The sequence below is a fragment of the Streptococcus sp. 1453 genome, from assembly GCF_013276955.1.
GTDB lineage: Bacteria > Bacillota > Bacilli > Lactobacillales > Streptococcaceae > Streptococcus.
In genome coordinates, this window is record NZ_VMLZ01000002.1 from 96,475 (window position 1) to 121,278 (window position 24,804).

At 41.0% G+C, this 24,804-nt stretch carries 24 protein-coding genes and 3 riboswitches; of the genes, 22 read left to right on the forward strand and 2 right to left on the reverse strand.

Annotated elements, in window-relative coordinates:
* The first annotated feature begins 1 nt into the window (after position 1).
* The 9 genes from HW098_RS01320 (at position 2) to HW098_RS01360 (ending at position 10,886) form a co-directional block, all read left to right on the forward strand.
* The gene (locus HW098_RS01320; RefSeq protein WP_000571283.1) at positions 2 to 643 is read left to right on the forward strand and encodes an ABC transporter ATP-binding protein; all 642 of its coding nucleotides are present in this window, start codon (positions 2 to 4) and stop codon (positions 641 to 643) included.
* Between the two features lie 255 nt (positions 644 to 898).
* Positions 899 to 2,251, forward strand: a complete 1,353-nt coding sequence (murD, locus tag HW098_RS01325; protein ID WP_176139040.1) for a UDP-N-acetylmuramoyl-L-alanine--D-glutamate ligase — start codon at positions 899 to 901, stop codon at positions 2,249 to 2,251.
* A 1-nt stretch (position 2,252) separates the two neighbouring features.
* Positions 2,253 to 3,311 (forward strand): UDP-N-acetylglucosamine--N-acetylmuramyl-(pentapeptide) pyrophosphoryl-undecaprenol N-acetylglucosamine transferase, encoded by a 1,059-nt coding sequence (locus tag HW098_RS01330; RefSeq protein WP_176139041.1) that lies wholly within the window; start codon positions 2,253 to 2,255, stop codon positions 3,309 to 3,311.
* Positions 3,312 to 3,320: 9 nt separating this feature from the next.
* Positions 3,321 to 4,541, forward strand: a complete 1,221-nt coding sequence (locus HW098_RS01335) for a cell division protein FtsQ/DivIB (protein ID WP_176139042.1) — start codon at positions 3,321 to 3,323, stop codon at positions 4,539 to 4,541.
* 232 nt (positions 4,542 to 4,773) lie between these two features.
* Positions 4,774 to 5,469 carry an orotidine-5'-phosphate decarboxylase gene (gene pyrF, locus HW098_RS01340; RefSeq protein WP_176139043.1) on the forward strand — a complete coding sequence of 232 codons (696 nt, stop codon included), beginning with the start codon at positions 4,774 to 4,776 and terminating at the stop codon, positions 5,467 to 5,469.
* Positions 5,470 to 5,508: 39 nt separating this feature from the next.
* Positions 5,509 to 6,141 carry an orotate phosphoribosyltransferase gene (gene pyrE / locus HW098_RS01345; RefSeq protein ID WP_050294638.1) on the forward strand — a complete coding sequence of 211 codons (633 nt, stop codon included), beginning with the start codon at positions 5,509 to 5,511 and terminating at the stop codon, positions 6,139 to 6,141.
* A gap of 372 nt (positions 6,142 to 6,513) precedes the next feature.
* Entirely contained in the window at positions 6,514 to 8,004 is a 1,491-nt protein-coding gene (gene lysS / locus HW098_RS01350) for a lysine--tRNA ligase (RefSeq protein WP_176139044.1), read from the forward strand.
* A gap of 623 nt (positions 8,005 to 8,627) precedes the next feature.
* Positions 8,628 to 9,764, forward strand: coding sequence for an L-lactate oxidase (gene lctO, locus HW098_RS01355; RefSeq protein WP_049531486.1), 1,137 nt, complete (start codon positions 8,628 to 8,630; stop codon positions 9,762 to 9,764).
* 148 nt (positions 9,765 to 9,912) lie between these two features.
* Positions 9,913 to 10,001: riboswitch (TPP riboswitch) on the forward strand.
* A gap of 216 nt (positions 10,002 to 10,217) precedes the next feature.
* Positions 10,218 to 10,886, forward strand: coding sequence for a TenA family protein (locus HW098_RS01360; RefSeq protein WP_176139045.1), 669 nt, complete (start codon positions 10,218 to 10,220; stop codon positions 10,884 to 10,886).
* A 32-nt stretch (positions 10,887 to 10,918) separates the two neighbouring features.
* Here the strand turns inward: HW098_RS01360 and HW098_RS10390 are convergent, their stop codons facing one another.
* On the reverse strand, positions 10,919 to 11,065 hold the full coding sequence (locus HW098_RS10390; protein WP_240149439.1) for a hypothetical protein: 147 nt from the start codon (positions 11,063 to 11,065) through the stop codon (positions 10,919 to 10,921).
* A 100-nt stretch (positions 11,066 to 11,165) separates the two neighbouring features.
* Here HW098_RS10390 and thiM point away from each other — a divergent pair, with 100 nt between their 5' ends.
* The 9 genes from thiM to thiE (HW098_RS01410) all read left to right on the forward strand — a co-directional run bounded on the left by thiM (position 11,166) and on the right by thiE (HW098_RS01410) (position 18,399).
* Positions 11,166 to 11,948, forward strand: a complete 783-nt coding sequence (thiM, locus tag HW098_RS01370) for a hydroxyethylthiazole kinase (RefSeq protein WP_166731203.1) — start codon at positions 11,166 to 11,168, stop codon at positions 11,946 to 11,948.
* A 1-nt stretch (position 11,949) separates the two neighbouring features.
* Positions 11,950 to 12,579, forward strand: a complete 630-nt coding sequence (gene thiE, locus HW098_RS01375; protein WP_176139046.1) for a thiamine phosphate synthase — start codon at positions 11,950 to 11,952, stop codon at positions 12,577 to 12,579.
* Between the two features lie 209 nt (positions 12,580 to 12,788).
* A riboswitch (TPP riboswitch) is annotated at positions 12,789 to 12,877 on the forward strand.
* Positions 12,878 to 13,140: 263 nt separating this feature from the next.
* A complete protein-coding gene (locus tag HW098_RS01380) occupies positions 13,141 to 13,701 on the forward strand; it encodes an ECF transporter S component (RefSeq protein ID WP_050259772.1) in 561 nt (186 codons plus the stop codon).
* Entirely contained in the window at positions 13,702 to 15,087 is a 1,386-nt protein-coding gene (locus HW098_RS01385; protein ID WP_176139047.1) for an ABC transporter ATP-binding protein, read from the forward strand.
* A 1-nt stretch (position 15,088) separates the two neighbouring features.
* Positions 15,089 to 15,739 (forward strand): energy-coupling factor transporter transmembrane component T, encoded by a 651-nt coding sequence (locus HW098_RS01390; RefSeq protein ID WP_176139048.1) that lies wholly within the window; start codon positions 15,089 to 15,091, stop codon positions 15,737 to 15,739.
* A gap of 10 nt (positions 15,740 to 15,749) precedes the next feature.
* The gene (gene tenA / locus HW098_RS01395; RefSeq protein WP_176139049.1) at positions 15,750 to 16,442 is read left to right on the forward strand and encodes a thiaminase II; all 693 of its coding nucleotides are present in this window, start codon (positions 15,750 to 15,752) and stop codon (positions 16,440 to 16,442) included.
* Between the two features lie 4 nt (positions 16,443 to 16,446).
* Positions 16,447 to 16,971 carry an energy coupling factor transporter S component ThiW gene (gene thiW, locus HW098_RS01400; RefSeq protein WP_050236841.1) on the forward strand — a complete coding sequence of 175 codons (525 nt, stop codon included), beginning with the start codon at positions 16,447 to 16,449 and terminating at the stop codon, positions 16,969 to 16,971.
* Positions 16,971 to 17,774 (forward strand): hydroxyethylthiazole kinase, encoded by an 804-nt coding sequence (locus HW098_RS01405; protein ID WP_176139050.1) that lies wholly within the window; start codon positions 16,971 to 16,973, stop codon positions 17,772 to 17,774. The genes thiW and HW098_RS01405 overlap by 1 nt, the downstream gene beginning before the upstream one ends.
* A complete protein-coding gene (thiE, locus tag HW098_RS01410) occupies positions 17,767 to 18,399 on the forward strand; it encodes a thiamine phosphate synthase (RefSeq protein WP_176139051.1) in 633 nt (210 codons plus the stop codon). Before HW098_RS01405 ends, thiE (HW098_RS01410) begins: the two co-directional genes overlap by 8 nt.
* A 164-nt stretch (positions 18,400 to 18,563) precedes the next feature.
* On the opposite strand, the gene thiD is transcribed toward thiE (HW098_RS01410), so the two are convergent.
* The gene (thiD, locus tag HW098_RS01415; protein WP_176139052.1) at positions 18,564 to 19,355 is read right to left on the reverse strand and encodes a bifunctional hydroxymethylpyrimidine kinase/phosphomethylpyrimidine kinase; all 792 of its coding nucleotides are present in this window, start codon (positions 19,353 to 19,355) and stop codon (positions 18,564 to 18,566) included.
* A gap of 83 nt (positions 19,356 to 19,438) precedes the next feature.
* Positions 19,439 to 19,537: riboswitch (TPP riboswitch) on the reverse strand.
* Between the two features lie 185 nt (positions 19,538 to 19,722).
* Between thiD and HW098_RS01420 the strand changes: the two genes are divergently transcribed.
* From HW098_RS01420 to spxB, 4 genes are all read left to right on the forward strand, one after another.
* Positions 19,723 to 20,118, forward strand: a complete 396-nt coding sequence (locus HW098_RS01420; RefSeq protein WP_176139120.1) for a CopY/TcrY family copper transport repressor — start codon at positions 19,723 to 19,725, stop codon at positions 20,116 to 20,118.
* Positions 20,119 to 20,128: 10 nt separating this feature from the next.
* Positions 20,129 to 20,500, forward strand: coding sequence for a cupredoxin domain-containing protein (locus tag HW098_RS01425; RefSeq protein ID WP_176139053.1), 372 nt, complete (start codon positions 20,129 to 20,131; stop codon positions 20,498 to 20,500).
* Positions 20,501 to 20,509: 9 nt separating this feature from the next.
* Complete coding sequence (locus tag HW098_RS01430; protein ID WP_176139054.1) at positions 20,510 to 22,753, forward strand: heavy metal translocating P-type ATPase; 2,244 nt, start codon at positions 20,510 to 20,512, stop codon at positions 22,751 to 22,753.
* 206 nt (positions 22,754 to 22,959) lie between these two features.
* The gene (spxB, locus tag HW098_RS01435; protein ID WP_050253167.1) at positions 22,960 to 24,735 is read left to right on the forward strand and encodes a pyruvate oxidase; all 1,776 of its coding nucleotides are present in this window, start codon (positions 22,960 to 22,962) and stop codon (positions 24,733 to 24,735) included.
* The last annotated feature ends 69 nt before the right edge of the window (positions 24,736 to 24,804 follow it).

Genomic DNA, 24,804 nt, shown 5'->3' on the forward strand with positions numbered 1-24,804 from the left:
GATGATTGAACTAAAGAATATATCTAAAAAATTTGGAAGCCGTCAGCTATTTTCAGATACAAATCTTCATTTTGAAGGTGGGAAAATTTATGCCTTAATCGGTACAAGTGGCTGTGGTAAGACAACACTCTTGAATATGATTGGACGATTAGAGCCATATGACAAAGGGCAAATCATCTATGATGGCACTTCTCTTAAGGACATCAAGCCTTCTGTTTTCTTTAGAGATTACTTGGGATACTTATTTCAAGATTTTGGCTTAATTGAAAGCCAAACCGTCAAAGAGAATCTCAATCTGGGTTTAGTTGGTAAAAAGTTGAAAGAGAAAGAGAAAATCTCTTTGATGAAACAAGCTCTAAACCGTGTTAACCTCTCTTATTTAGATTTAAAGCAACCTATCTTTGAATTATCAGGAGGAGAAGCACAACGTGTTGCACTAGCGAAGATAATTTTAAAGGATCCGCCTTTGATCCTCGCAGATGAACCAACCGCTTCGCTAGACCCCAAAAACTCTGAGGAATTACTCTCTATCCTAGAATCTTTAAAAAATCCGAATCGAACTATTATTATTGCGACCCACAATCCTCTTATTTGGGAACAAGTGGACCAAGTCATTCGAGTTACCGATTTATCACATAGATGATATGATAAGATTCATACTCAATGAAAATCAAAAAGCAAACTAGGAAGCTAGCCGCAGGCTGCTCAAAGCACTGCTTTGAGGTTGTAGATAAAACTGACGAAGTCAGTAACCATATATACGGCAAGGCGAAGCTGACGTGATTTGAAGAGATTTTCGAAGAGTATCAGTTAGAAGAAAGAGTCACAAACACACTTTGTGGCTTTTTTATTTCCATAAAAATGGTAAAATAGTAGGAGTAGAAATGGAGTTTGAGACATGAAAGTAATAGATCAATTTAAAAATAAGAAAGTCCTTGTTTTAGGTTTGGCCAAGTCTGGTGAATCTGCAGCTCATTTGTTGGACAAGCTAGGTGCCATTGTGACAGTAAATGATGGGAAACCTTTCGAGGATAATCCAGCTGCCCAAAGTTTGCTGGAAGAAGGGATCAAGGTCATTACAGGTGGCCATCCTTTGGAACTCTTGGATGAAGAGTTTGCCCTTATGGTGAAAAATCCAGGTATTCCATACAATAATCCCATGATTGAAAAGGCTTTGGCCAAGGGAATTCCAGTCTTGACTGAGGTGGAATTGGCTTATTTGATTTCTGAAGCACCGATTGTTGGTATTACTGGTTCGAACGGTAAAACAACCACAACGACTATGATTGGGGACGTTTTGACTGCTGCTGGGCAACATGGTCTTTTATCAGGAAATATCGGCTATCCTGCCAGTCAGGTTGCTCAAACTGCGTCAGACAAGGACACGCTTGTCATGGAACTTTCTTCTTTCCAACTCATGGGCGTCCAAGAATTCCATCCTGAGATTGCGGTTATTACCAACCTCATGCCAACTCATATCGACTACCATGGCTCGTTTGAAGAGTATGTAGCAGCCAAGTGGAATATCCAGAACAAGATGACAGCAGCTGATTTCCTTGTCTTGAACTTTAATCAAGACTTGGCAAAAGAATTGTCTAGCAAAACACAAGCTACTGTTGTACCATTTTCAACACTGGAAAAGGTTGATGGAGCTTATCTGGAAGATGGTCAGCTATACTTCCGTGGAGAAGTGGTCATGGCAGCTAGCGAAATCGGAGTTCCAGGTAGCCACAATGTAGAAAATGCCCTTGCGACTATTGCTGTAGCCAAGCTTCGTGGTGTAGACAATCAAACTATTAAAGAAACTCTTTCAGCCTTTGGTGGTGTCAAACACCGTCTCCAATTTGTGGATGAAATTCAGGGTGTTAAATTCTATAATGATAGCAAGTCAACCAATATCTTGGCTACTCAAAAAGCCTTATCAGGATTTGACAACAGCAAGGTCATTTTGATTGCAGGTGGTTTGGACCGTGGCAATGAGTTTGACGAATTGGTGCCAGACATTACTGGACTCAAGAAGATGGTCATCCTGGGTCAGTCTGCCGAACGTGTCAAACGGGCAGCAGATAAGACTGGTGTGGCTTATGTGGATGCGACTGATATTGCTGATGCGACCCGCAAAGCCTATGAACTTGCGACTCAAGGAGACGTGGTTCTTCTCAGTCCTGCCAATGCCAGCTGGGATATGTATGCTAACTTTGAAGTACGTGGCGACCTCTTTATCGACACAGTAGCGGAGTTAAAAGAATAATATGAAAAAAATTGTCTTTACAGGTGGGGGGACGGTTGGACACGTTACCCTCAATCTTTTGTTAATGCCCAAGTTCATCGAAGATGGTTGGGAAGTCCACTATATCGGGGACAAGCGTGGTATCGAACACCAAGAAATCCTCAAGTCAGGTTTGGATGTTACCTTCCATTCCATTGCGACTGGAAAATTGCGTCGCTATTTCTCTTGGCAAAATATGCTGGACGTCTTTAAAGTTGGCTGGGGAATTGTCCAATCGCTCTTTATCATGTTGCGACTTCGTCCACAAGCACTTTTTTCAAAGGGAGGCTTTGTCTCTGTGCCACCTGTTATCGCAGCACGTGTTTCAGGAGTGCCAGTCTTTATTCACGAGTCTGACCTGTCTATGGGCTTGGCCAATAAAATCGCCTATAAATTTGCGACTAAGATGTATTCAACCTTTGAGCAAGCTTCAAGTTTGTCTAAGGTTGAGCATGTGGGAGCAGTGACCAAGGTTTCAGACCAAAACACTCCAGAACCCGATGAATTGGTGGATATTCAAACCCACTTTAATCCTAAATTGCCAACTGTATTGTTTGTCGGTGGTTCTGCAGGTGCTCGTGTCTTTAACCAATTGGTGACAGACCATAAGAAAGAATTGACAGAACGCTACAATATTATCAATCTAACTGGAGATTCTAGCCTGAACGAGTTGAGCCAAAATCTTTTTCGTGTTGACTATGTGACCAATCTCTATCAACCCTTGATGGAATTGGCTGATATTGTTGTGACACGAGGTGGCGCTAATACGATTTTTGAGCTCTTGGCTATGGCAAAATTACATGTCATTGTGCCACTTGGTCGTGAAGCAAGTCGTGGTGACCAGATTGAAAATGCAGCTTACTTTGTAAAAAAAGGCTATGCAGAAGAGCTTCAAGAAAGCGATTTGACCTTGGATAGTTTGGAAGAGAAGCTTTCTCACTTACTAAGTCACAAGGAAGACTATCAAACTAAGATGAAGGCTTCTAAGGAATTGAAATCTCTAGCAGATTTTTATCAATTGTTGAAAAAAGATTTATCATAAGGAAAGTAAATGTCAAAAGATAAGAAAAATGAGGGCAAAGAAATCCTCGAAGAATTGAAAGAGTTATCAGAATGGCAGAAACGAAACCAAGAATATCTAAAAAAGAAGGCTGAAGAAGAGGCAGCCCTAGCTGAGGAGAAGGAAAAGGAAAGACAAGCTCGAATGGCTTCGAAATCTGAAAAGTCAGATGCAACTGAGGACCAGGAGAGTGAATCTGATCCAAAAGACCCAAAATTAGCTAAGGACGAGTCTGAAGAAAAAGTAGAATCCTCAGAGGGTGACAAAGAGGAAGAAGAGATAGAAGAATCAGGGTCTAAAGAGAAGGAGGAACAGGATAAAAATCTTGCTAAAAAGGCTCCAAAGGAAAAAGCAGCCAAAGCAAAGATTCCTGGCCTCCATATCTTGCGAGCTCTAACGATTTTATTTCCAAGTCTGCTTTTATTGATTATCTCTGCCTACCTACTCAGTCCTTATGCGACCATGAAGGATATCCGTGTTGAGGGAACGATGCACACTACGGCTGATGATATCCGACAGGCTTCAGGCATTCAGGATTCGGATTATACGATTGACCTTCTGCTAGATAAGGCAAAATATGAAGAGCAGATCAAGTCTAACTATTGGGTGGAATCAGCTCAGCTTGTCTATCAATTTCCAACCAAGTTCACTATCAAGGTCAAGGAATATGATATTGTGGCTTACTATATTTCTGGTGAAAATCATTATCCTATTCTTTCCAGTGGTCAGCTTGAGACCAGTGCTGTGAGTTTGGTCAGTTTGCCAGAAACTTATATATCAGTTCTCTTTAATGACAGCGAACAAATCAAGGCTTTTGTCTCAGAACTTGCTCAAATTAGCCCAGAACTCAAGGCGGCTATCCAGAAGGTGGAACTAGCTCCCAGCAAGGTCACTTCCGATTTAATTCGATTGACCATGAATGATTCGGACGAAGTCTTGGTTCCCTTGTCTGAAATGAGCAAGAAATTGCCTTACTACAGTAAGATTAAGCCTCAATTGTCAGAACCGAGTGTGATTGACATGGAAGCTGGAATTTACAGTTACACTGTGGCGGATAAATTGATTATGGAAGCTGAGGAAAAAGCCAAACAAGAGGCTAAGGAAGCCGAGAAAAAGCAGGAAGAAGAACGTAAACGTTTAGAAGAAGAACAGAAAAAACAAGAGGAAGAGAGCAATCGAAATCAAACAAATCAGCGTTCATCGCGTCGTTAGGTTTAGCTTTTCTCCTATAGCTCTTTGGTTGCCATGTTTTTACTTGACAAGTGCTAGTAGAAATAATAGAATAATAGAAAACCTTTAAAGCAGTCCAGAGAGGCAGCTAAGGTTAGACGGTGAAAGGGTGGAGACTACCCATTTTTCGTGGAACCTTGCTGTTGGCAGGTTCCTTTTTTCGTGGTTTCTGTTGGCCAGATTCTCTCACTAGCAAAGGTAAAAGGAGAAACCTATGCGAGAACATCGTCCAGTCATTGCTCTTGATTTTCCTAGTTTTGAGGCAGTCAAGGAATTTTTAGCTCTTTTTCCAGCAGAAGAAAGCCTTTATCTAAAGGTAGGGATGGAGCTTTATTACGCAACGGGGCCTGAGATTGTATCTTACTTGAAAGATATGGGTCACAGTGTCTTTTTGGATCTCAAGCTGCATGACATTCCCAATACAGTCAAGTCAGCCATGAAGGTCCTGTCTCAGCTTGGTGTGGATATGACCAATGTTCATGCTGCTGGTGGTGTAGAGATGATGAAAGCTGCGCGCGAAGGTCTTGGAAATCAAGCCAAATTGATTGCTGTCACTCAGCTCACATCAACATCAGAAGCCCAGATGCAGGAGTTTCAAAATATTCAAACCAGCCTGCAAGAGTCTGTGATCCACTATGCTAAGAAGACAGCTGAAGCGGGTTTGGATGGAGTCGTTTGCTCGGCTCAGGAAGTGCAAGTCATCAAGCAGGCTACCAAACCAGATTTTATCTGTCTGACTCCGGGCATTCGTCCTGCAGGTGCTGCAGTAGGAGATCAAAAACGCGTCATGACGCCAGCAGATGCCTATCAAATCGGCAGTGACTATATCGTAGTGGGACGTCCCATTACCCAAGCTGAGGATCCTGTTGCAGCTTATCATGCCATCAAGGATGAATGGACACAGGACTGAAATTAAAGAAATAGATTAGAAAAATAAAAGGAGAATATCATGACACTTGCTAAAGATATCGCTAGCCACCTCTTGAAAATTCAAGCAGTTTACCTCAAACCAGAGGAGCCTTTCACTTGGGCATCTGGTATCAAGTCGCCCATTTATACGGATAACCGTGTAACTCTTGCCTATCCAGAAACTCGTACTCTCATTGAAAATGGTTTTGTAGATGCTATCAAAGAAGCCTTTCCAGAGGTTGAAGTGATTGCAGGAACTGCGACAGCTGGGATTCCACACGGAGCTATCATTGCTGATAAGATGAATTTGCCTTTTGCTTACATTCGTAGCAAACCAAAAGACCACGGAGCTGGTAACCAAATCGAAGGCCGTGTAGCTCAAGGTCAAAAAATGGTAGTGGTTGAAGATCTTATTTCAACAGGTGGTTCTGTTCTTGAAGCCGTAGCCGCAGCCAAGCGAGAAGGAGCAGATGTGCTTGGTGTAGTAGCAATTTTCAGTTACCAATTGCCAAAAGCAGATAAGAACTTCTCAGATGCAGGTGTCAAACTTGTGACGCTTTCTAACTACAGTGAATTGATTCATCTAGCCCAAGAAGAAGGTTACATCACACCAGAAGGATTGGATCTCCTAAAACGCTTTAAAGAAGACCAAGAAAATTGGCAAGAGGTGTAAAAAAATCAAAAGACTAAAATGTTAAAAATTATACTATTCTGTCATATCAGGTGTATGAATGACAAGATTCAAGTTGTTGATGTTTTTTACGTCAATTGTTTAAGTTTTAGATTTGCTTGGCTTGCTCTTATATAAAAAGTAGCACACGTCATGAAAGTTACAAGGGTTAAAGTATAATCCATAAACATGGTCAGATCCCTTTTCTGAGATGTTGAAATTTCTTGCTTATCCCAGTCTTTTCAGTGATCTTAGCGTCAAGTTCTTTGTAGTTTTGAAAGATTATCCGTGAATTTCTGGCTTATTTATGATAAAATGGGAGTATCGCAAAAATGACTCATCGTATTCAATTTTGAGTAAAACTAGGAGGATCCCATGTCTACAGAACATATGGAAGAACTAAATGACCAGCAGATCGTTCGCCGTGAAAAAATGGCTGCGCTCCGTGAACAAGGAATCGATCCTTTCGGAAAACGTTTTGAACGTACTGCAAATTCACAAGAATTAAAAGATAAATTTGCTGACCTCGATAAAGAACAATTACATGATAAAAACGAAACAGCTACTATCGCAGGACGCTTGGTAACCAAACGTGGTAAAGGTAAAGTAGGTTTTGCCCACCTTCAAGACCGCGAAGGACAGATTCAAATCTACGTTCGTAAAGATGCTGTCGGTGAAGAAAACTACGAAATCTTCAAAAAAGCAGACCTTGGTGACTTCCTTGGTGTCGAAGGCGAAGTGATGCGTACAGATATGGGTGAACTCTCTATCAAGGCGACTCACATTACACACTTGTCTAAGGCCCTTCGTCCTCTTCCTGAGAAATTCCACGGTTTGACAGACGTTGAAACAATTTACCGTAAACGTTACTTGGACTTGATTTCTAACCGTGAAAGCTTCGAGCGTTTTGTCACTCGTTCAAAAATCATCTCTGAAATCCGTCGTTACCTTGACCAAAAAGGTTTCCTTGAAGTGGAAACACCTGTTCTTCACAACGAAGCTGGTGGTGCTGCTGCCCGTCCATTTATCACCCACCACAATGCCCAAAACATTGACATGGTTCTTCGTATCGCGACTGAGCTTCACTTGAAACGCCTTATCGTTGGTGGTATGGAACGCGTCTATGAAATTGGCCGTATCTTCCGTAACGAAGGAATGGATGCTACTCACAACCCTGAGTTTACTTCCATTGAAGTCTATCAAGCTTATGCAGACTTCCAAGACATCATGGATTTGACGGAAGGCATTATCCAACATGCTGCTAAAGCTGTTAAAGGCGACGGCCCAGTCAACTACCAAGGAACTGAAATCAAAATCAACGAACCATTTAAACGTGTTCATATGGTGGATGCTATCAAAGAAATTACTGGCGTCGATTTCTGGCAAGACATGACTTTGGAAGAAGCTAAAGCTATCGCTGCTGAGAAGAAAGTTCCAGTTGAGAAACACTACACTGAGGTTGGTCACATTATCAATGCCTTCTTTGAAGAGTTTGTTGAAGAAACCTTAATCCAACCAACCTTTGTTTATGGCCATCCAGTAGCTGTATCTCCACTGGCTAAGAAAAATCCTGAAGACCAACGCTTTACTGACCGTTTCGAACTCTTCATCATGACTAAGGAGTACGGTAATGCCTTTACTGAGCTAAACGACCCAATCGACCAACTTAGTCGTTTTGAAGCCCAAGCCAAAGCCAAAGAACTTGGTGATGATGAAGCAACAGGCATCGACTATGACTACATCGAGGCTCTTGAATACGGTATGCCACCAACAGGTGGTTTGGGAATCGGTATCGACCGTCTCTGCATGCTTCTCACTGATACAACTACTATCCGTGATGTATTGCTCTTCCCAACAATGAAATAAACTCTTATCCTCTGGTACTTATCAGAGGATTTTTTTGATTCAAAAAGAGACTGAATTTAAGGAGAAAATGAAGTATAGTGTATTGAAGTTGAAATAGTACACTTTGACTTCTAAGATATTGTTAGAAATTGGTTTAAATTCCCTAATCAATTTGCGCATGTTTTATTTCATTTTACGATAGTATGCTGAAACTTTTCAAAAAGTACTAGAAATTGACTTGGATCCCCCAATTGATTTGTTCAGATTCACTATAAATAAAAATTAATAAGTGGGATAGGAAGTTAGCGTCAACTAGGATAGTATCTTGCTTAAACAGTATATATGGGACTGCTATAAGTCCATAGGCCCTATTAGAGGATGTTCTGGTGTCTTATTCACTTGTTTTTTATAGCATTAGTAGATAGAATCAGCAAATAAAAAAGTAGTTCAAATGCCTGGCAGCAAAAAATCTCAACGATTCACTTAATATAGACTAAAGTTTAGAGTTTAAGGAAAGTAGGGATAGTATATTGTATGAAAAAATAAGATGGTTTTTAAGCAAAACTCTTGAAAATGATTGAAAAAAGAGTTATTATAGTTGTATAGTAAAAAGCAAACGCTTACTTAATCAAGGAGGACAGTTTATGTCATACAAAACAAGCAATGCAGAAGGTCATGTAGATTTCATCAATACCTATGATTTGGAGCCAATGGCGCAACAAGTGATCCCTAAAGCAGCATTTGGCTATATCGCCAGTGGAGCAGAGGATACTTTCACTTTAAGAGAGAATATCCGCGCCTTTAACCACAAGCTCATCGTTCCTCATACACTTTGCAATGTAGAAAATCCAAGTACAGAGATTGAATTTGCAGGCGAAAAATTATCTTCACCAATCATTATGGCACCTGTTGCAGCTCATAAATTGGCAAACGAACAGGGTGAAGTGGCGACTGCGCGTGGTGTGCATGAGTTCGGTTCTCTTTATACAACCAGTTCTTACTCTACTGTTGACCTTCCAGAGATTTCTGAAGCCCTCCAAGGGACACCTCATTGGTTCCAATTTTACTTTAGTAAAGATGATGGCATTAACCGCCACATCATGGACCGTGTGAAGGCTGAAGGTTATAAGGCGATTGTCTTGACAGCAGATGCTACTGTAGGGGGCAATCGTGAAGTGGATAAGCGTAATGGTTTTGTCTTCCCAGTTGGCATGCCGATTGTTGAAGAATACCTGCCAGAGGGTGCTGGAAAATCAATGGACTTTGTTTACAAATCAGCTAAACAGCGCTTGTCTCCACGCGATGTAGAATTTATCGCTGAATACTCTGGTCTTCCTGTGTATGTCAAGGGACCACAATGCCGTGAGGACGTTGAACGTTCGCTTGCTGCAGGAGCTTCTGGTATCTGGGTAACCAACCACGGTGGTCGTCAAATCGACGGTGGACCAGCTGCCTTTGACTCACTTCAAGAAGTGGCAGAAGCAGTTGATAAACGTGTGCCAATCGTCTTTGACTCTGGTGTTCGTCGTGGTCAACATGTCTTTAAAGCCTTGGCTTCAGGAGCAGACTTAGTAGCTATTGGTCGCCCGGTTATCTATGGCTTGGCTCTTGGTGGTAGTGTCGGTGTGCGTCAAGTCTTTGAACACTTGAATGCGGAATTGAAGACAGTCATGCAATTGTCTGGAACTCAGACCATTGAAGATGTCAAACACTTCAAACTTCGTCACAACCCATACAACCCAACCTTCCCAGTTGACCCTCGTGACTTAAAATTGTATTGATAAAAGAGATTGCCTCCACTGAATGTGGAGGTTTTTCTTCGTGTATTGGAAGAATAAATCGCTATCAAAAACTATATAAAGATATTTTTCGGTCAAATATCTTGCTAGGGCTTTCATTTTTTGCTATACTGGTGCAGTAATTAAATAATAGAGACATTTGGGGTGCTTTAAGCTGAGATGATACCCATTGAACCTGATACAGTTAAGACTGGCGAAGGGAAATGTGAAACGTTTTTTCGTATGGCGAAATGAACGATCTAATCTTGTAAGTCAACTCTAATTCTTGATTGTAATTGGAGTTTTTTTGTTTATATAAAACTGGATAGGCTTGTTTAGGTAGCTCTCTGCAAATGCCCTCGGTGTTCTTTAAAAGGATCAAGTGAAACTAGGATTTTGCTTGGTATCTCTTGGTATTTTATTGATTACTAAGGAGTAAAGAGAGGAAAAATAAATATGGAAACACAGGTTTATGCATTTCAGCCAGGTTTGACTGTTGGAGAATTATTAAAAAGTAGTCAGAAGGATTGGCAGGCTGCTGTCAATCATCGTTTTGTCAAGGAACTTTTTGCAGGGACAATTAAGAATAAGGTCTTAAAAGACTACCTAATTCAAGATTATCACTTCTTTGATGCCTTCTTATCCATGCTGGGTGCCTGCGTAGCTCACGCAGACCAGCTTGAATCCAAACTTCGTTTTGCCAAGCAACTAGGCTTTCTTGAAGCAGATGAAGATGGTTATTTCCAAAAGGCTTTCAAAGACTTAAAAGTATCTGAGAATGATTATCTGGAAGTGACCTTGCACCCTGTAACAAAAGCCTTTCAGGATCTTATGTATTCGGCAGTGGCTTCATCAGACTATGCCCATCTTTTGGTCATGCTGGTCATTGCAGAGGGTCTCTATTTAGACTGGGGTTCTAAAGATTTGGCTCTACCTGAAGCCTATATTCATTCGGAATGGATCAATCTCCACAGAGGTCCTTTCTTTGCAGAGTGGGTTCAATTTCTGGTTGACGAACTCAATCGTGTCGGAAAAGGTCGAGAAGATTTGACAGAACTTCAGCAACGCTGGAATCAAGCGGTCGCTTTAGAATTAGCCTTTTTTGATATTGGTTATGATGCCTAGAGAAAGTTCAGGATACTGACAAATTTGATGAGTTAATACTCTTCGAAAATCTCTTCAAACCACGTCAGCTTCACCTTGCCGTAGGTATGGTTACTGACTTCGTCAGTTCTATCCACAACCTCAAAACAGTGTTTTGAGCAACCTGTGGCTAGCTTCCTAGTTTGCTCTTTGATTTTCATTGAGTATAAATCATTCAATGTAACTGAAAAATTTCTTAATGAAAGATAGAGATAAATCGAAATCTATAGATCGTATAAAGTGAAAAGGAAGGAATTCAATATGACAAGTTTAAAATTATTAAAAGAAAAAGCACCATTAGTCATTTGTATCACCAATGATGTAGTAAAAAATTTCACAGCAAATGGATTAGTAGCACTGGGTGCATCACCAGCCATGAGTGAGTTTCCAGCAGATTTAGAGGATTTGTTAAAGTATGCTGGAGGATTATTGATTAACATTGGGACTTTAACGGATGATAATTGGAAGCTGTACCAAGAGGCATTAAAAATAGCTGAAAAATATAATGTACCTGCAGTATTAGATCCTGTAGCCTGTGGAGCGGGAGCTTATAGAAAAAAAGTATCAGATGATTTAATAAATAATTACAAACTGGCAGCTATTAGAGGAAATGCAGGAGAGATTGCATCTTTAGTCGGCATAAATGTAGCCTCTAAGGGAGTAGACAGTGCAGGAGTAGATAATATTGATGAAATTGCTTTAGCAGCAAATGCTAAGTTTAATATTCCAATAGTAGTAACTGGGGAGGTTGATGCTATTGCTGTTAATGGTGAGGTAGTGACTATCCATAACGGAAGTGCAATGATGCCGAAAGTTATTGGAACAGGATGTTTATTAGGAGCTGTATTAGCGAGCTTTATAGGACTAGAAAAAGGACAAGAATTGAAATCTTTAGAAACAGCAATGTTAGCATATAATATTGCCGGGGAAATGGCAGAAAAGCGTCCTAATGGACATCTACCAGGAACGTTTAAAGTTGAATTTATTAATGCATTATATGAAGTTACTGATAAAGATATAGAAACATTTAAAAAGGTGAAATAAGATGTTTAATAAAGAACTATTAAAATTATATTTTATTTGTGGAACGACTACTTGCTTAGGTAAGGATTTATATACAGTTGTTGAAGATTCTTTAAAAGGTGGTATAACTTTATTTCAATTTCGAGAAAAAGGTAAAGGTGCTTTAGAAGGTAAAGAAAAACTGGAATTAGCAATAAAACTTAAAAAACTTTGTAAAAAATACAATGTTCCGTTTATTGTTAATGATGATATTGATTTGGCGATGGAAATTGACGCTGATGGCGTACATGTAGGACAAGATGACCTTGGAGTTGATGAAATTAGAAAATTGATGCCAGATAAAATAATTGGTCTTTCTATAAAAAACGAGAAAGAATTTCAACAGTCAAAAGTTGAATATGTAGATTATGTTGGTGTTGGTCCTGTATTTGATACCCAGTCAAAAGATGATGCTGGTGGCGCTATAGGTTATGAAGGTCTTAAATTGATGAGAAAACTATTGCCACAAATGCCCTTAGTTGCAATTGGTGGGATACAGACGCAACATATTAAAGACATTATGAAGACCAATGTTGACGGTGTTTCAATCATTTCAGCAATATCGTATGCAAAAAATATAGAAAAAACTGTTCGAGAAATGAGTGAACAATAGGTATCTATCCTTGGATTCTAAGTAAGTGGAAGTTTTCCTTTTCTAAAAAGATATGTCCAGATTCAGCTTGAATGGCTAATTCATCAAACAGGTCATTTGTTTTTTGCAAAAGAAAGATCTGCTGTCTTTGTGAGTGCAAGGCTGTATTTCCAGTTCAATTTCTTGAACTAGTATAAAATGTGTGTTATAATAATCACATAATTAAATAATAAAGACATTTGGGGTGCTTTAGGCTGAGATGATACCCATTGAACCTGATACAGTTAATACTGGCGAAGGGAAATGTGAAATGTTTTTTCGTATGTCGAAAAGAACGGTCTAATCTTGTAAGCTAAACTCTAATTCTCGTTTGTAATTGGAGTTTTTTTGTTTATTAAAAGAGGATAGTCTGGACGTTAATACTCAATGAAAATCAAAGAGCAAACTAGGAAACTGGCCGCAGGCTGTACTTGAGTACGGCAAGGCGACGTTGACGTGGTTTGAATTTGATTTTCGAAGAGTATAAGCCTTTTGGCAGCTCACCTTGAGCACCCCACTTTTCTTTAAAAAAAGGAGTTTTTTATGTTGAAAAAATGGCAATTAAAAGATGTTATTTTGCTTGCTTTCTTGTCTATCTTTTTTGGTGGCGTTTTTGTGGGTTCAGGCTATCTGTTTGATATCCTCACTCTGATTTTAGCCCCTCTTGGCTTGCAGGCCTTTGCCAATGAAATCCTCTTTGGTCTCTGGTGTATGGCTGCGCCCATTGCTGCCATCTTTGTTCCAAGAGTTGGAAGTGCAACAATTGGTGAAGTGCTAGCTGCGCTTGCTGAAGTCCTTTATGGTAGCCAATTCGGTCTAGGTGCCCTTTTGTCTGGCTTGGTTCAAGGTTTGGGAAGTGAACTTGGTTTTATCGTAACCAAGAATCGCTATGAAAGTTGGCTCTCTCTAACTGCCAATAGTATTGGGATTACGCTTGTTAGCTTTGTCTATGAGTACATTAAGTTAGGTTACTACGCCTTTTCACTTCCTTTTGTTCTTTCCTTACTTGTAGTACGTTTTATTTCTGTTTATTTCTTCTGTACCATTTTGGTTCGTGCCATTGTCAAACTCTATCATCAGTTTGCAACTGGAGGAAAGGCATAGATGGGTCTGGAATTACGGGAGATTCAGTCCTCAATTTTTTCGGAACCGCTTGATTTTACTTTTCATGCGCAAGCCTTTACCTTGTTAGTTGGGAGCAGTGGTTCAGGAAAATCCAGCCTCTTTCAAGTTATTGCCCAAGTTAGTTCTCTTCCCTATAGCGGTCAAGTACTGATAGATGGGAGCGAAGTCAGTCAGCTTTCTATCATCGAACGTGTCCAAACGGTTGGTATTCTCTTTCAAAATCCCAATCATCAGTTTACCATGGAGAATTTGTTTGAGGAGCTGGTTTTTACCTTGGAAAATATTGGGCATCCCGTTCAGGAAATTGACTCTAAAATAGCAGAGGTTGTCCAGCAATGTCGTTGCAAGGACATCTTGCACCGTCCAATTCATCACTTATCAGGTGGGGAAAAGCAAAAGGCTGCTTTGGCTGTTCTCTTTGCTATGAATCCTAGGGTCTATCTTTTGGATGAGCCCTTTGCTTCCATTGATCGCAAGAGTAGGATAGAGATATTGGAGATTCTAAAAGAGTTGGTCTCTAATGGGAAGACAGTTATTTTGTGCGACCATGATTTATCTGATTATGAAGCCTATATCGACCATATGGTGGAGCTAAGAGACGGACAACTAAGGGAAGTGTTTCAAATCCCTTCCTCTGAGATGACACAGGTTGCTTCAAAGGAAGTTGCTTCTAGCCCAGAACTATTCCATATGGATGGAACGACTTGTGAGCTGGATAAGCGTCCCCTCTTTTCGATTGCTGATTTTACATTTTACCAAGGAATTTGCTGTATTTTGGGTGATAATGGTGTCGGGAAATCAACCCTCTTTCGGTCTATTCTTCAATTTCAAAAGTATAAAGGACGAATTACTTGGAGGGGGACAGTCCTGAAAAAGAAAAAGAGCTTGTATCATGACCTGACGGGTGTTGTTCAGGAAGCTGAGAAACAGTTTATCCGAGTTAGTTTGCGAGAAGAGCTTCAATTAGCTGGACCTGATTCTGAAAGAAATCAGCGAATTTTTAAAGCTTTACGATATTTTGATCTGAAGCAGGCACTCGATAAGAGTCCTTATCAATTAAGTGGTGGTCAGCAAAAGATTCTTCAGCTCTTGACCATCTTGACCAGCAAGGCTTCTGTGATTTTACTAGATGAACCTTTTGCTGGTTTGGATGATAGAGCCTGCTCTTATTTTTGTCAGTGGATTGTGGAGGAGAGAAATCAAGGAAGAAGTTTTCTGATCATTAGCCATCGTTTAGATCCCTTGATCTCTGTGGTTGATTATTGGATTGCGATGACTAGTCAGGGGCTCAGTCATGTGAAAACAGTGACAATTACCAAACCACTCACATCTCAGAGTAGCAATATCCAAGGGGAGGTGAGATAGTATGGTCAAAGTAGCAACCCAGACACCGATTATCAGTCTCTTCTTGCTGATTTTATCCTTGGAAACATCTTTCATTCCTTCGATTGCTCTGAATCTTTCGGTAGTCGCATTTTGTATTCTCTTTATGCTCTATTACCGTCGATTTAAAGTATTGGCTTGGATGATTCTGCTTGCCATTTTGCCATCCTTTGCCAACTACTGGGCAGTTCAGTTACATGGAGATGCTTCGCAGGCAGTCATGCTTGGAACGAGGGCCTTTGTGACGGTTTGTATTGGTCTTGTCTTTGTTTCCTCTATTTCCCTAAAAGAGCTTCTCTTGTACTTGGCTCAAAAGGGATTATCACGGTCATGGGCCTATGCCTTGATTGTGGTATTCAATTCCTTTCCCCTTATCCAGAAAGAAATAAAATCCCTCAAAGAAGCTTGCCTATTACGCGGTCAAGAACTACATTTTTGGTCGCCCTTGATTTACAGTAAGGTTCTGATGACAGTCTTTAGGTGGCGCCATCTTTACCTGAGAGCCCTATCGGCGCATGGATATGACGAACATGCACAGGTGGAGAATAGCTATCGGACTTTTTATATTCCTCAAAGGGCAATATTCATCTACCTGCTTTTCTTTTTATTACTTCAAATCAGTCTATTTTTATAAAGGAGTTATTATGGAATTTACAGATATTGCGATGGAATTATCCAAGGAAGCTTGGCAGGCTTCCTTTCATCATCCCTTTATTTTACAATTACAAGAGGGGGATTTAGAACCTGCCATTTTCCGCTATTACCTGATTCAGGATGCCTACTATCTGAAGGCCTTCTCAGAAATCTATCACCTTTTGGCTAATAAGACTTCAAACCAAGAGATGAAAAGACTCTTGAAACAAAATGCTCAGAGTCTACTGGAAGGTGAGTTATTTATCCGCCAACAATTTTTCAAGGAATTGGAAATCAGCGATCAGGAAATGGAGCAACATCCAATCGCTCCAACCTGCTATCATTATATCTCTCATATTTATCGTCAATTTGCAGAGCCAAACTTAGGCATTGCCTTTGCGAGCTTGCTGCCTTGTCCTTGGTTATATCATGATATAGGCAAATCACTTAATCTTAAACCATCACCAAATCCTCTCTACCAACAATGGATTGAAACTTATATTACGGATGAGTTGGAGCAGCAGATCAGAGAGGAGGGAGCGCTGGTCAATCAGCTCTATCGAGAAAGTGACGAGACAGACAAGAAAAAAATGCTAGATGCCTTCCACATCAGTGTTCATATGGAAGCCAAGTTTTGGCAAATGGCCTACCAACACCAGACATGGAAGAGCGATTTACAGTCTTTAGAAAAAGGAGAAGAATAGAAGCATGAGAAAGCACCAATTACAAGTTCACAAATTAACCATTTTATCTATGATGATTGCCCTTGATGTAGTCCTTACGCCTATCTTTCGGATTGAGGGAATGGCACCGATGTCCAGTGTAGTCAATATTCTAGCGGGAATCATGATGGGACCTGTTTATGCCTTGGCTATGGCTACAGTGACAGCCTTTATCCGTATGACGACTCAAGGGATTCCTCCTTTAGCTCTCACAGGAGCGACTTTTGGAGCCCTCCTTGCAGGTCTCTTTTATAAGTATGGTCGAAAATTTTATTTTTCTGCCTTGGGAGAAATTTTGGGAACAGGTATCATTGGTTCTATTGTTTCCTATCCTGTTATGGTACTCTTTACAGGATCAGCTGCTAAGCTTAGCTGGTTTATCTATACTCCTCGATTTTTCGGAGCAACCTTAATCGGTACAGCGATTTCCTTTATTGCCTTTCGATTTTTAATCAAGCAGGAATTCTTTAAAAAAGTGCAAGGATATTTCTTTGCTGAAAGGATAGACTGATGCAGGCATTGACAAATCCTTTTCCTATAGACTCTAGTTCCCTCATTCACTGTATTACCAATGAGATTTCTTGTGAGATGCTAGCAAATGGGATTTTGGCTCTAGGGTGTAAACCAGTTATGGCAGATGATCCCCGTGAGGTTCTTGATTTTACTAAGCAAAGTCAGGCTCTCTTCATCAATTTGGGGCATTTGTCAGCTGAGAAGGAAAAAGCAATCCGTATGGCAGCTTCTTATGCAAACCAATCTTCTCTCCCGATGGTAGTAGATGCGGTTGGCGTAACGACTTCATCCATTCGTAAGAGCTTAGTTAAAGACCTTTTAGACTATAGACCTACGGTCCTTAAAGGAAACATGTCAGAAATTCGAAGTCTTGTTGGCTTAAAGCACCACGGCGTTGGGGTCGATGCGAGTGCTAAAGATCAAGAAACGGAGGATTTACTTCAAGTCTTGAAAGACTGGTGTCAGCTTTATCCTGGTATGTCATTCTTAGTTACTGGCCCCAAGGATCTCATCGTTTCGGAGAATCAGGTTGCAATATTGGGAAATGGCTGTGTAGAATTAGACTGGATAACAGGGACAGGAGACTTGGTTGGAGCTTTAACAGCTGTTTTTCTCAGCCAAGGAAAGGCTGGTTTTGAAGCTTCTTGCCTAGCGGTCTCTTATCTCAATATCGCTGCTGAGAGAATAGTTGTTCAAGGAATGGGATTGGAAGATTTTCGCTACCAAGTACTCAATCAGCTTTCGCTCCTCAAAAGAGATGAAAATTGGTTAGATGCCATCAAAGGAGATGTTTATGAATAGAGAAGCACTTAGACTATATCTGGTAACCAATCGCTATCAAGATTCCGTGGAAAGATTTCTTGCAAAAGTTGAGACTGCCTGCCGTTCAGGTGTTACCATAGTCCAATTACGAGAAAAAAATCTCACAACCAATCAATATTATCAACTGGCAAAACAAGTCAAGGAAATAACAGATGCCTATCAGGTACCCTTGATAATCGATGATCGGTTGGATATCTGTCTGGCGGTTGATGCAGCAGGTCTGCATATCGGAGACGATGAATTACCAGTTTCGGTTGCCCGACAAGTCTTGGGACCTGAAAAAATCCTCGGTGTAACTGCTAAAACAATAAAAAGAGCTCTGGAAGCAGAAACATCAGGTGCAGATTACTTGGGTACAGGAGCCATTTTCCCAACCACCACCAAGGAAAATGCGCCCATCACTCTGATATCGACCTTGAAAACAATTTGCCAAACGGTTGACATTCCAGTAGTTGCTATTGGAGGCCTGACTTCAGAGAACATTGACCAGCTTATGGGCACTGGCATCGCTGGTGTAGCTGTTGTACGTGATTTGATGCAGGCAGAAGATATTGAGGCAAAAACGCAAGCCTTTTTAACAAAGTTGGATGATATTATTTTCTAATTAATACTCAATGAAAATCAAAGAGCAAACTAGGAAGCTAGTCGCAGGTTGCTCAAAGCACAGCCTTGAGGTTTTAGATAAGACTGACGACGTAGTTTGAAGAGATTTTCGAAGACTATAAAAACTCTCTAATTCCCTTAAAGTGGGAACTAGAGAGTTTTTTCTTAATCTTTAAAAGTTGTATGGTTGACTGGGCCAGAACCATGGCCAAGTTGAGGAGCGTCTTGGATGGCTTTCGTGATAAAGGCCTTGGCCTTATCAACTGCCTGGTAGAGAGTCTTGCCCTTGGCAAGTTCAGCAGTAATCACTGCAGCAAAGGTACATCCAGTACCATGGGTGTGACAGGTTTGAATTCGTGGACTTTCCCAGACAAATTGGTCATCCTTGGTAAAGAGGAAATCTTTAGCACCACCTTCGAGATGGCCGCCTTTGATAACAACAGACTGAGGACCAAATTCTTTTAAAATCAGGCGACCAGCACGCTGCATGTCTTCGGGGTCATGGATTGAAAAACCAACAATCTCTTCTGCCTCAGGAAGATTTGGCGTAATAATCGTTGCTAGAGGTAGTAAGTTTGTTTTGAGATAGTCTCTAGCACCTGAGTCGACCAAGGCATCTCCACTTGTAGCAACCATAACAGGATCAAGAACATAGGGACAATCCAGTTTTTTAAGATAGGGCTGGATGATTTCCATGATGTCAGTAGTTGCCAACATCCCAGTTTTTACAGCCTGAGGTGGAATATCAGAAAAGACACTGTCCAATTGGGCTTTCAACATTTGAGGAGAAACGTGCTCGATTAGCTGAACACCTCTGGTATTTTGAGCAACAAGGCTAGTCACAACGGCCATTCCATAGACATCTCTCGCTTGGAATGACTTTAAATCAGCCATAATGCCAGCACCGCCACTAGGGTCAGTCCCTGCAATGGTCAAAGCAACGGGTAAATAAGTCATCTAAAACCTCCCAACCAACTGAAGTTTGTATTCTCAAGAACAAGCTGGTCTGTTTTAGAAAGGTAATAGAAGACTGCTAGTCCCCATTAACATTTCCACTTCCATCAGCTAGCATTACCTAGATTGAGTCAGAGGGATCTAACAGTCGTTAATCTCAGCTTTACGCACCCCTAGTGGTTGTTTTCTTTTTTTCTTTAGTATAGCATATTTTTATTGTTTATATAGTAATATTTGACTGCAAATCGTTTTTCAAATGATTAAAATTCTATTTTTCGAAGAAAAATTTGATTTTTATAATTGACAAATGTAGATTTTCGAAGTATACTAATAACTGTAATCGACAAATGTAGATTTTGGAGGTGTGATGATGCAGATTTCAGATGCAGAATGGCAGGTCATGAAGATTATTTGGATGCAAGGAGAGCAGACCAGTACGGATTTGATCAGGGTTCTGGCGGAGCGGTTCGATTGGTCAAAGTCAACCATTCAAACTCTCTTGGCTCGTTTGGTTGAGAAAGAGTGTCTGACAAGGAAAAAAGAAGGCAAGTCCTTTGTTTATTCAGCCCTTTTAGCCTTGGACCAAAGTCGGGATTTACTTGTCCAAGATATCAAGGACAAGGTTTGTTCTCGTAGGATTAAGAACTTGTTGGCTGATTTGATTGCTGAATGTGATTTTACTCAGGCCGACTTGGAAGACTTGGAAGCTGTGATTTCTGAGAAGAAATCAAACGCTGTGACAGAAGTAAAATGTAATTGTATGTAAAGGAGACGTCATGTTAAATAGTATTGTAACCATTGTTTGTATTGCCCTTATCGCCTTTATCTTGTTCTGGTTTTTCAAAAAGCCTGAAAAATCTGGACAAAAGGCCCAGCAAAAAAACGGCTACCAAGAGATTCGAGTGGAGGTCATGGGGGGCTATACGCCTGAGTTGATTATCCTCAAGAAATCAGTGCCAGCCCGCATTGTCTTTGACCGCAAGGATCCTTCACCCTGTCTGGACCAAATTGTTTTTCCAGATTTTGGTGTACATGCGGACCTGCCTATGGGGGAAGAGTATGTAGTGGAAATCACGCCTGAGCAGGCTGGAGAATTTGGATTTGCTTGTGGTATGAACATGATGCACGGTAAGATGATTGTAGAATAGGAGAATGATATGACTGAAATTGTGAAAGCAAGTCTTGAAAATGGTGTTCAAAAAATCCGTATCACGGCAGACAAAGGCTACCATCCAGCCCACATTCAACTGCAAAAAGGAGTTCCTGCTGAGATCACCTTTCACCGTGTGACACCTTCAAACTGTTATAAGGAAATTCTGTTTGAAGAAGAAGGCATCTTGGAACCAATCGGCGTAGATGAGGAGAAAACAATTCGTTTTACACCTCAAGAATTAGGTCAACATGAATTTTCTTGTGGTATGAAGATGCAAAAGGGAAGTTATACAGTTGTTGAGAAGACTCGAAAATCTCTATCACTACTCCAGCGTTTTTGGATTACCAGTATCTTTACTGTGCCTCTTGTGATCCTCATGATTGGGATGTCGACAGGAGGAATTAGTCACCAAGTCATGCGTTGGGGCACCTTTTTAGCCACAACACCGATTATGCTAGTAGCAGGTGGTCCTTATATCCAAAGTGCTTGGGCTAGTTTTAAAAAGCACAATGCCAACATGGATACCTTGGTTGCTCTGGGAACCCTAGTGGCCTATTTCTATAGCTTAGTTGCCCTCTTCGCTGGCCTCCCCGTTTACTTTGAAAGTGCTGCATTTATCTTCTTCTTCGTTCTTATGGGAGCCGTTTTTGAGGAGAAAATGCGGAAAAATACTTCCCAAGCTGTGGAGAAATTACTGGACTTGCAGGCTAAAACTGCAGAAGTCTTGCGTGATGAACGTTATGTTCAAGTTCCTTTGGAACAAGTCAAGGTAGGTGACCTGATTCGAGTGCGTCCCGGTGAAAAGATTGCGGTTGATGGTGTCGTAGTAGAAGGTATCTCTAGTATTGATGAGTCTATGGTGACAGGTGAGAGTCTGCCTGTGGACAAGAAAGTTGGAGATACCGTCATTGGTTCAACCATCAATAATAGTGGAACGCTTGTTTTTAGGGCAGAAAAAGTTGGTTCAGAGACAGTTTTGGCTCAGATTGTCGATTTTGTGAAGAAAGCTCAGACCAGTCGTGCGCCGATTCAGGACTTGACGGATAAAATTTCAGGCATTTTTGTCCCAGCAGTTGTCATTTTAGGGATTGTGACCTTTTGGATTTGGTTCGTCTTGCTCAGGGATAGTGTAGTCGTGCTTGGAGCGAGTTTTGTCTCTTCTCTTCTCTATGCGGTGGCGGTTTTGATTATCGCCTGTCCTTGTGCTTTGGGGCTCGCAACACCGACAGCCCTTATGGTAGGGACAGGACGCAGTGCCAAGATGGGAGTTCTCCTCAAAAATGGAATGGTTCTACAGGAAATCCAGAAAGTCCAAACTATCGTCTTTGATAAGACCGGGACTTTGACGGAAGGGAAACCTGTGGTCACAGATATCATCGGCGACGAAGTAGAAGTACTTGGATTGGCAGCCTCCTTGGAAGAAGCTTCTCAACACCCACTGGCTGAAGCCGTTGTGAAACGAGCGAGTGAAGCTGGACTTGAGCTTCACACTGTTGAAAATTTCCAAGCCTCGCACGGAAAAGGTGTTTCAGGGAAAATCAATGGAAAACAAGTTTTACTTGGAAATGCTAAAATGCTGGATGGCATGAACATTTCTAGCACTTATCAAGATAAACTAGAAGAACTAGAAAAAGAAGCTAAGACAGTTGTGTTCTTAGCTGTTGACAATGAAATCAAAGGCTTGCTTGCTTTGCAAGATATTCCCAAGGAAAATGCCAAGCTTGCCATCAGTCAGTTGAAAAAACGTGGTCTTAAAACAGTCATGCTGACAGGAGATAATGTCGGTGTGGCGCGTGCTATTGCAGATCAGATTGGAATCGAAGAGGTCATTGCAGGTGTCTTACCAGAAGAAAAAGCCCATGAAATCCATAAACTACAAGCGGCTGGCAAAGTAGCCTTTGTTGGGGACGGTATCAATGACGCTCCTGCTCTCAGTGTAGCAGATGTGGGAATTGCCATGGGAGCTGGAACAGATATTGCCATCGAGTCAGCAGATTTGGTGTTGACAACCAATAATCTCCTAGGAGTGGTGCGTGCCTTTGATATGAGTAAGAAAACTTTCCATAGAATTCTGCTCAATCTTTTCTGGGCTTTTATCTACAATGTTGTCGGAATTCCGATTGCAGCAGGAGTCTTTTCTGGTGTTGGACTGGCTCTCAATCCAGAACTGGCAGGTCTAGCCATGGCCTTTAGTTCTGTATCTGTTCTGACCAGTTCTCTTCTCTTAAACTTTACTAAAATAGACTAAAAGTAATGACTAGATTTCTTTGTTATAAAACAGGAATGACAGCACTTTCAAAACTGTATTAGAATAGAGAATAGAGAGTTTTGAGCAGATTTTTAGAAAAGTCAGCATAAATATGATACAGTGGAATAGTAAAAGTTTGGAGAACGTTTCCAATTCTATGTAATCGTATTCTCCAAGTCTAAAAAAATTGAAGGAGAGTTATCACTATGACTCAAGGGAAAATTACTGCATCTGCAGCAATGCTTAACGTATTGAAAACATGGGGCGTAGACACAATCTACGGTATCCCATCAGGAACACTCAGCTCATTGATGGACGCTTTAGCTGAAGAGAAAGATATCCGTTTCTTGCAAGTTCGCCACGAAGAAACAGGTGCTCTTGCAGCGGTTATGCAAGCTAAATTCGGCGGCTCAATCGGGGTTGCAGTTGGTTCAGGTGGTCCAGGTGCGACTCACTTGATTAACGGTGTTTACGATGCAGCTATGGATAACACTCCATTCCTAGCGATCCTTGGATCACGTCCAGTTAACGAATTGAACATGGATGCTTTCCAAGAATTGAACCAAAACCCAATGTACAACGGCATCGCTGTATACAACAAACGTGTAGCTTACGCTGAGCAATTGCCAAAAGTAATCGACGAAGCTTGCCGTGCTGCAGTTTCTAAAAAAGGTCCAGCTGTTGTTGAAATCCCAGTAAACTTTGGTTTCCAAGAAATCGACGAAAACTCATACTATGGATCAGGTTCATACGAGCGTTCATTTATCGCTCCTGCTTTGAACGAAGTTGAAATCGACAAAGCTGTTGAAATCTTGAACAATGCTGAACGTCCAGTTATCTATGCTGGTTACGGTGGTGTTAAAGCTGGTGAAGTGATTACTGAATTGTCACGTAAAATCAAAGCACCAATCATCACAACTGGTAAAAACTTTGAAGCCTTTGAATGGAACTATGAAGGTTTGACAGGTTCTGCTTACCGTGTTGGTTGGAAGCCAGCCAACGAAGTGGTCTTTGAAGCAGACACAGTTCTTTTCCTTGGTTCAAACTTCCCATTTGCTGAAGTTTACGAAGCATTCAAGAACACTGAAAAATTCATCCAAGTCGATATTGACCCTTACAAACTTGGTAAACGTCATGCCCTTGATGCTTCAATCCTTGGTGACGCAGGTCAAGCAGCTAAAGCTATCCTTGACAAAGTGAACCCAGTTGAATCTACTCCATGGTGGCGTGCAAACGTTAAGAACAACCAAAACTGGCGTGATTACATGAACAAACTCGAAGGTAAAACTGAGGGTGAATTGCAATTGTATCAAGTTTACAATGCAATCAACAAACATGCTGATCAAGACGCTATCTACTCAATCGACGTAGGTGACACTACTCAAACATCTACTCGTCACCTTCATATGACACCTAAGAACATGTGGCGTACATCTCCACTCTTTGCGACAATGGGTATTGCCCTTCCTGGTGGTATCGCTGCTAAGAAAGACAATCCAGATCGCCAAGTATGGAACATCATGGGTGACGGTGCATTCAACATGTGCTACCCAGACGTTATCACAAACGTTCAATACGACCTTCCAGTTATCAACGTTGTCTTCTCAAATGGTAAATATGCCTTCATCAAGGACAAATACGAAGACACAAACAAACACTTGTTTGGTTGTGACTTCCCTAATGCTGACTATGCGAAAATCGCTGAAGCGCAAGGTGCTGTAGGATTTACAGTTGACCGTATCGAAGACATCGATGCAGTTGTTGCAGAAGCTGTTAAACTCAACAAAGAAGGTAAAACTGTTGTGATCGATGCTCGCATCACTCCACACCGTCCACTTCCAGTAGAAGTACTTGAGTTGGATCCAAAACAACACTCAGAAGAAGCTATCAAAGCCTTCAAGGAAAAATACGAAGCAGAAGAACTCGTACCATTCCGTCTCTTCTTGGAAGAAGAAGGATTGCAATCACGCGCAATTAAATAATTTCTCTCGTCGAAAATCAAATATAAAACTTGTAGATTTTATTCTTTGATTTTCATAGAGCAGAACTTG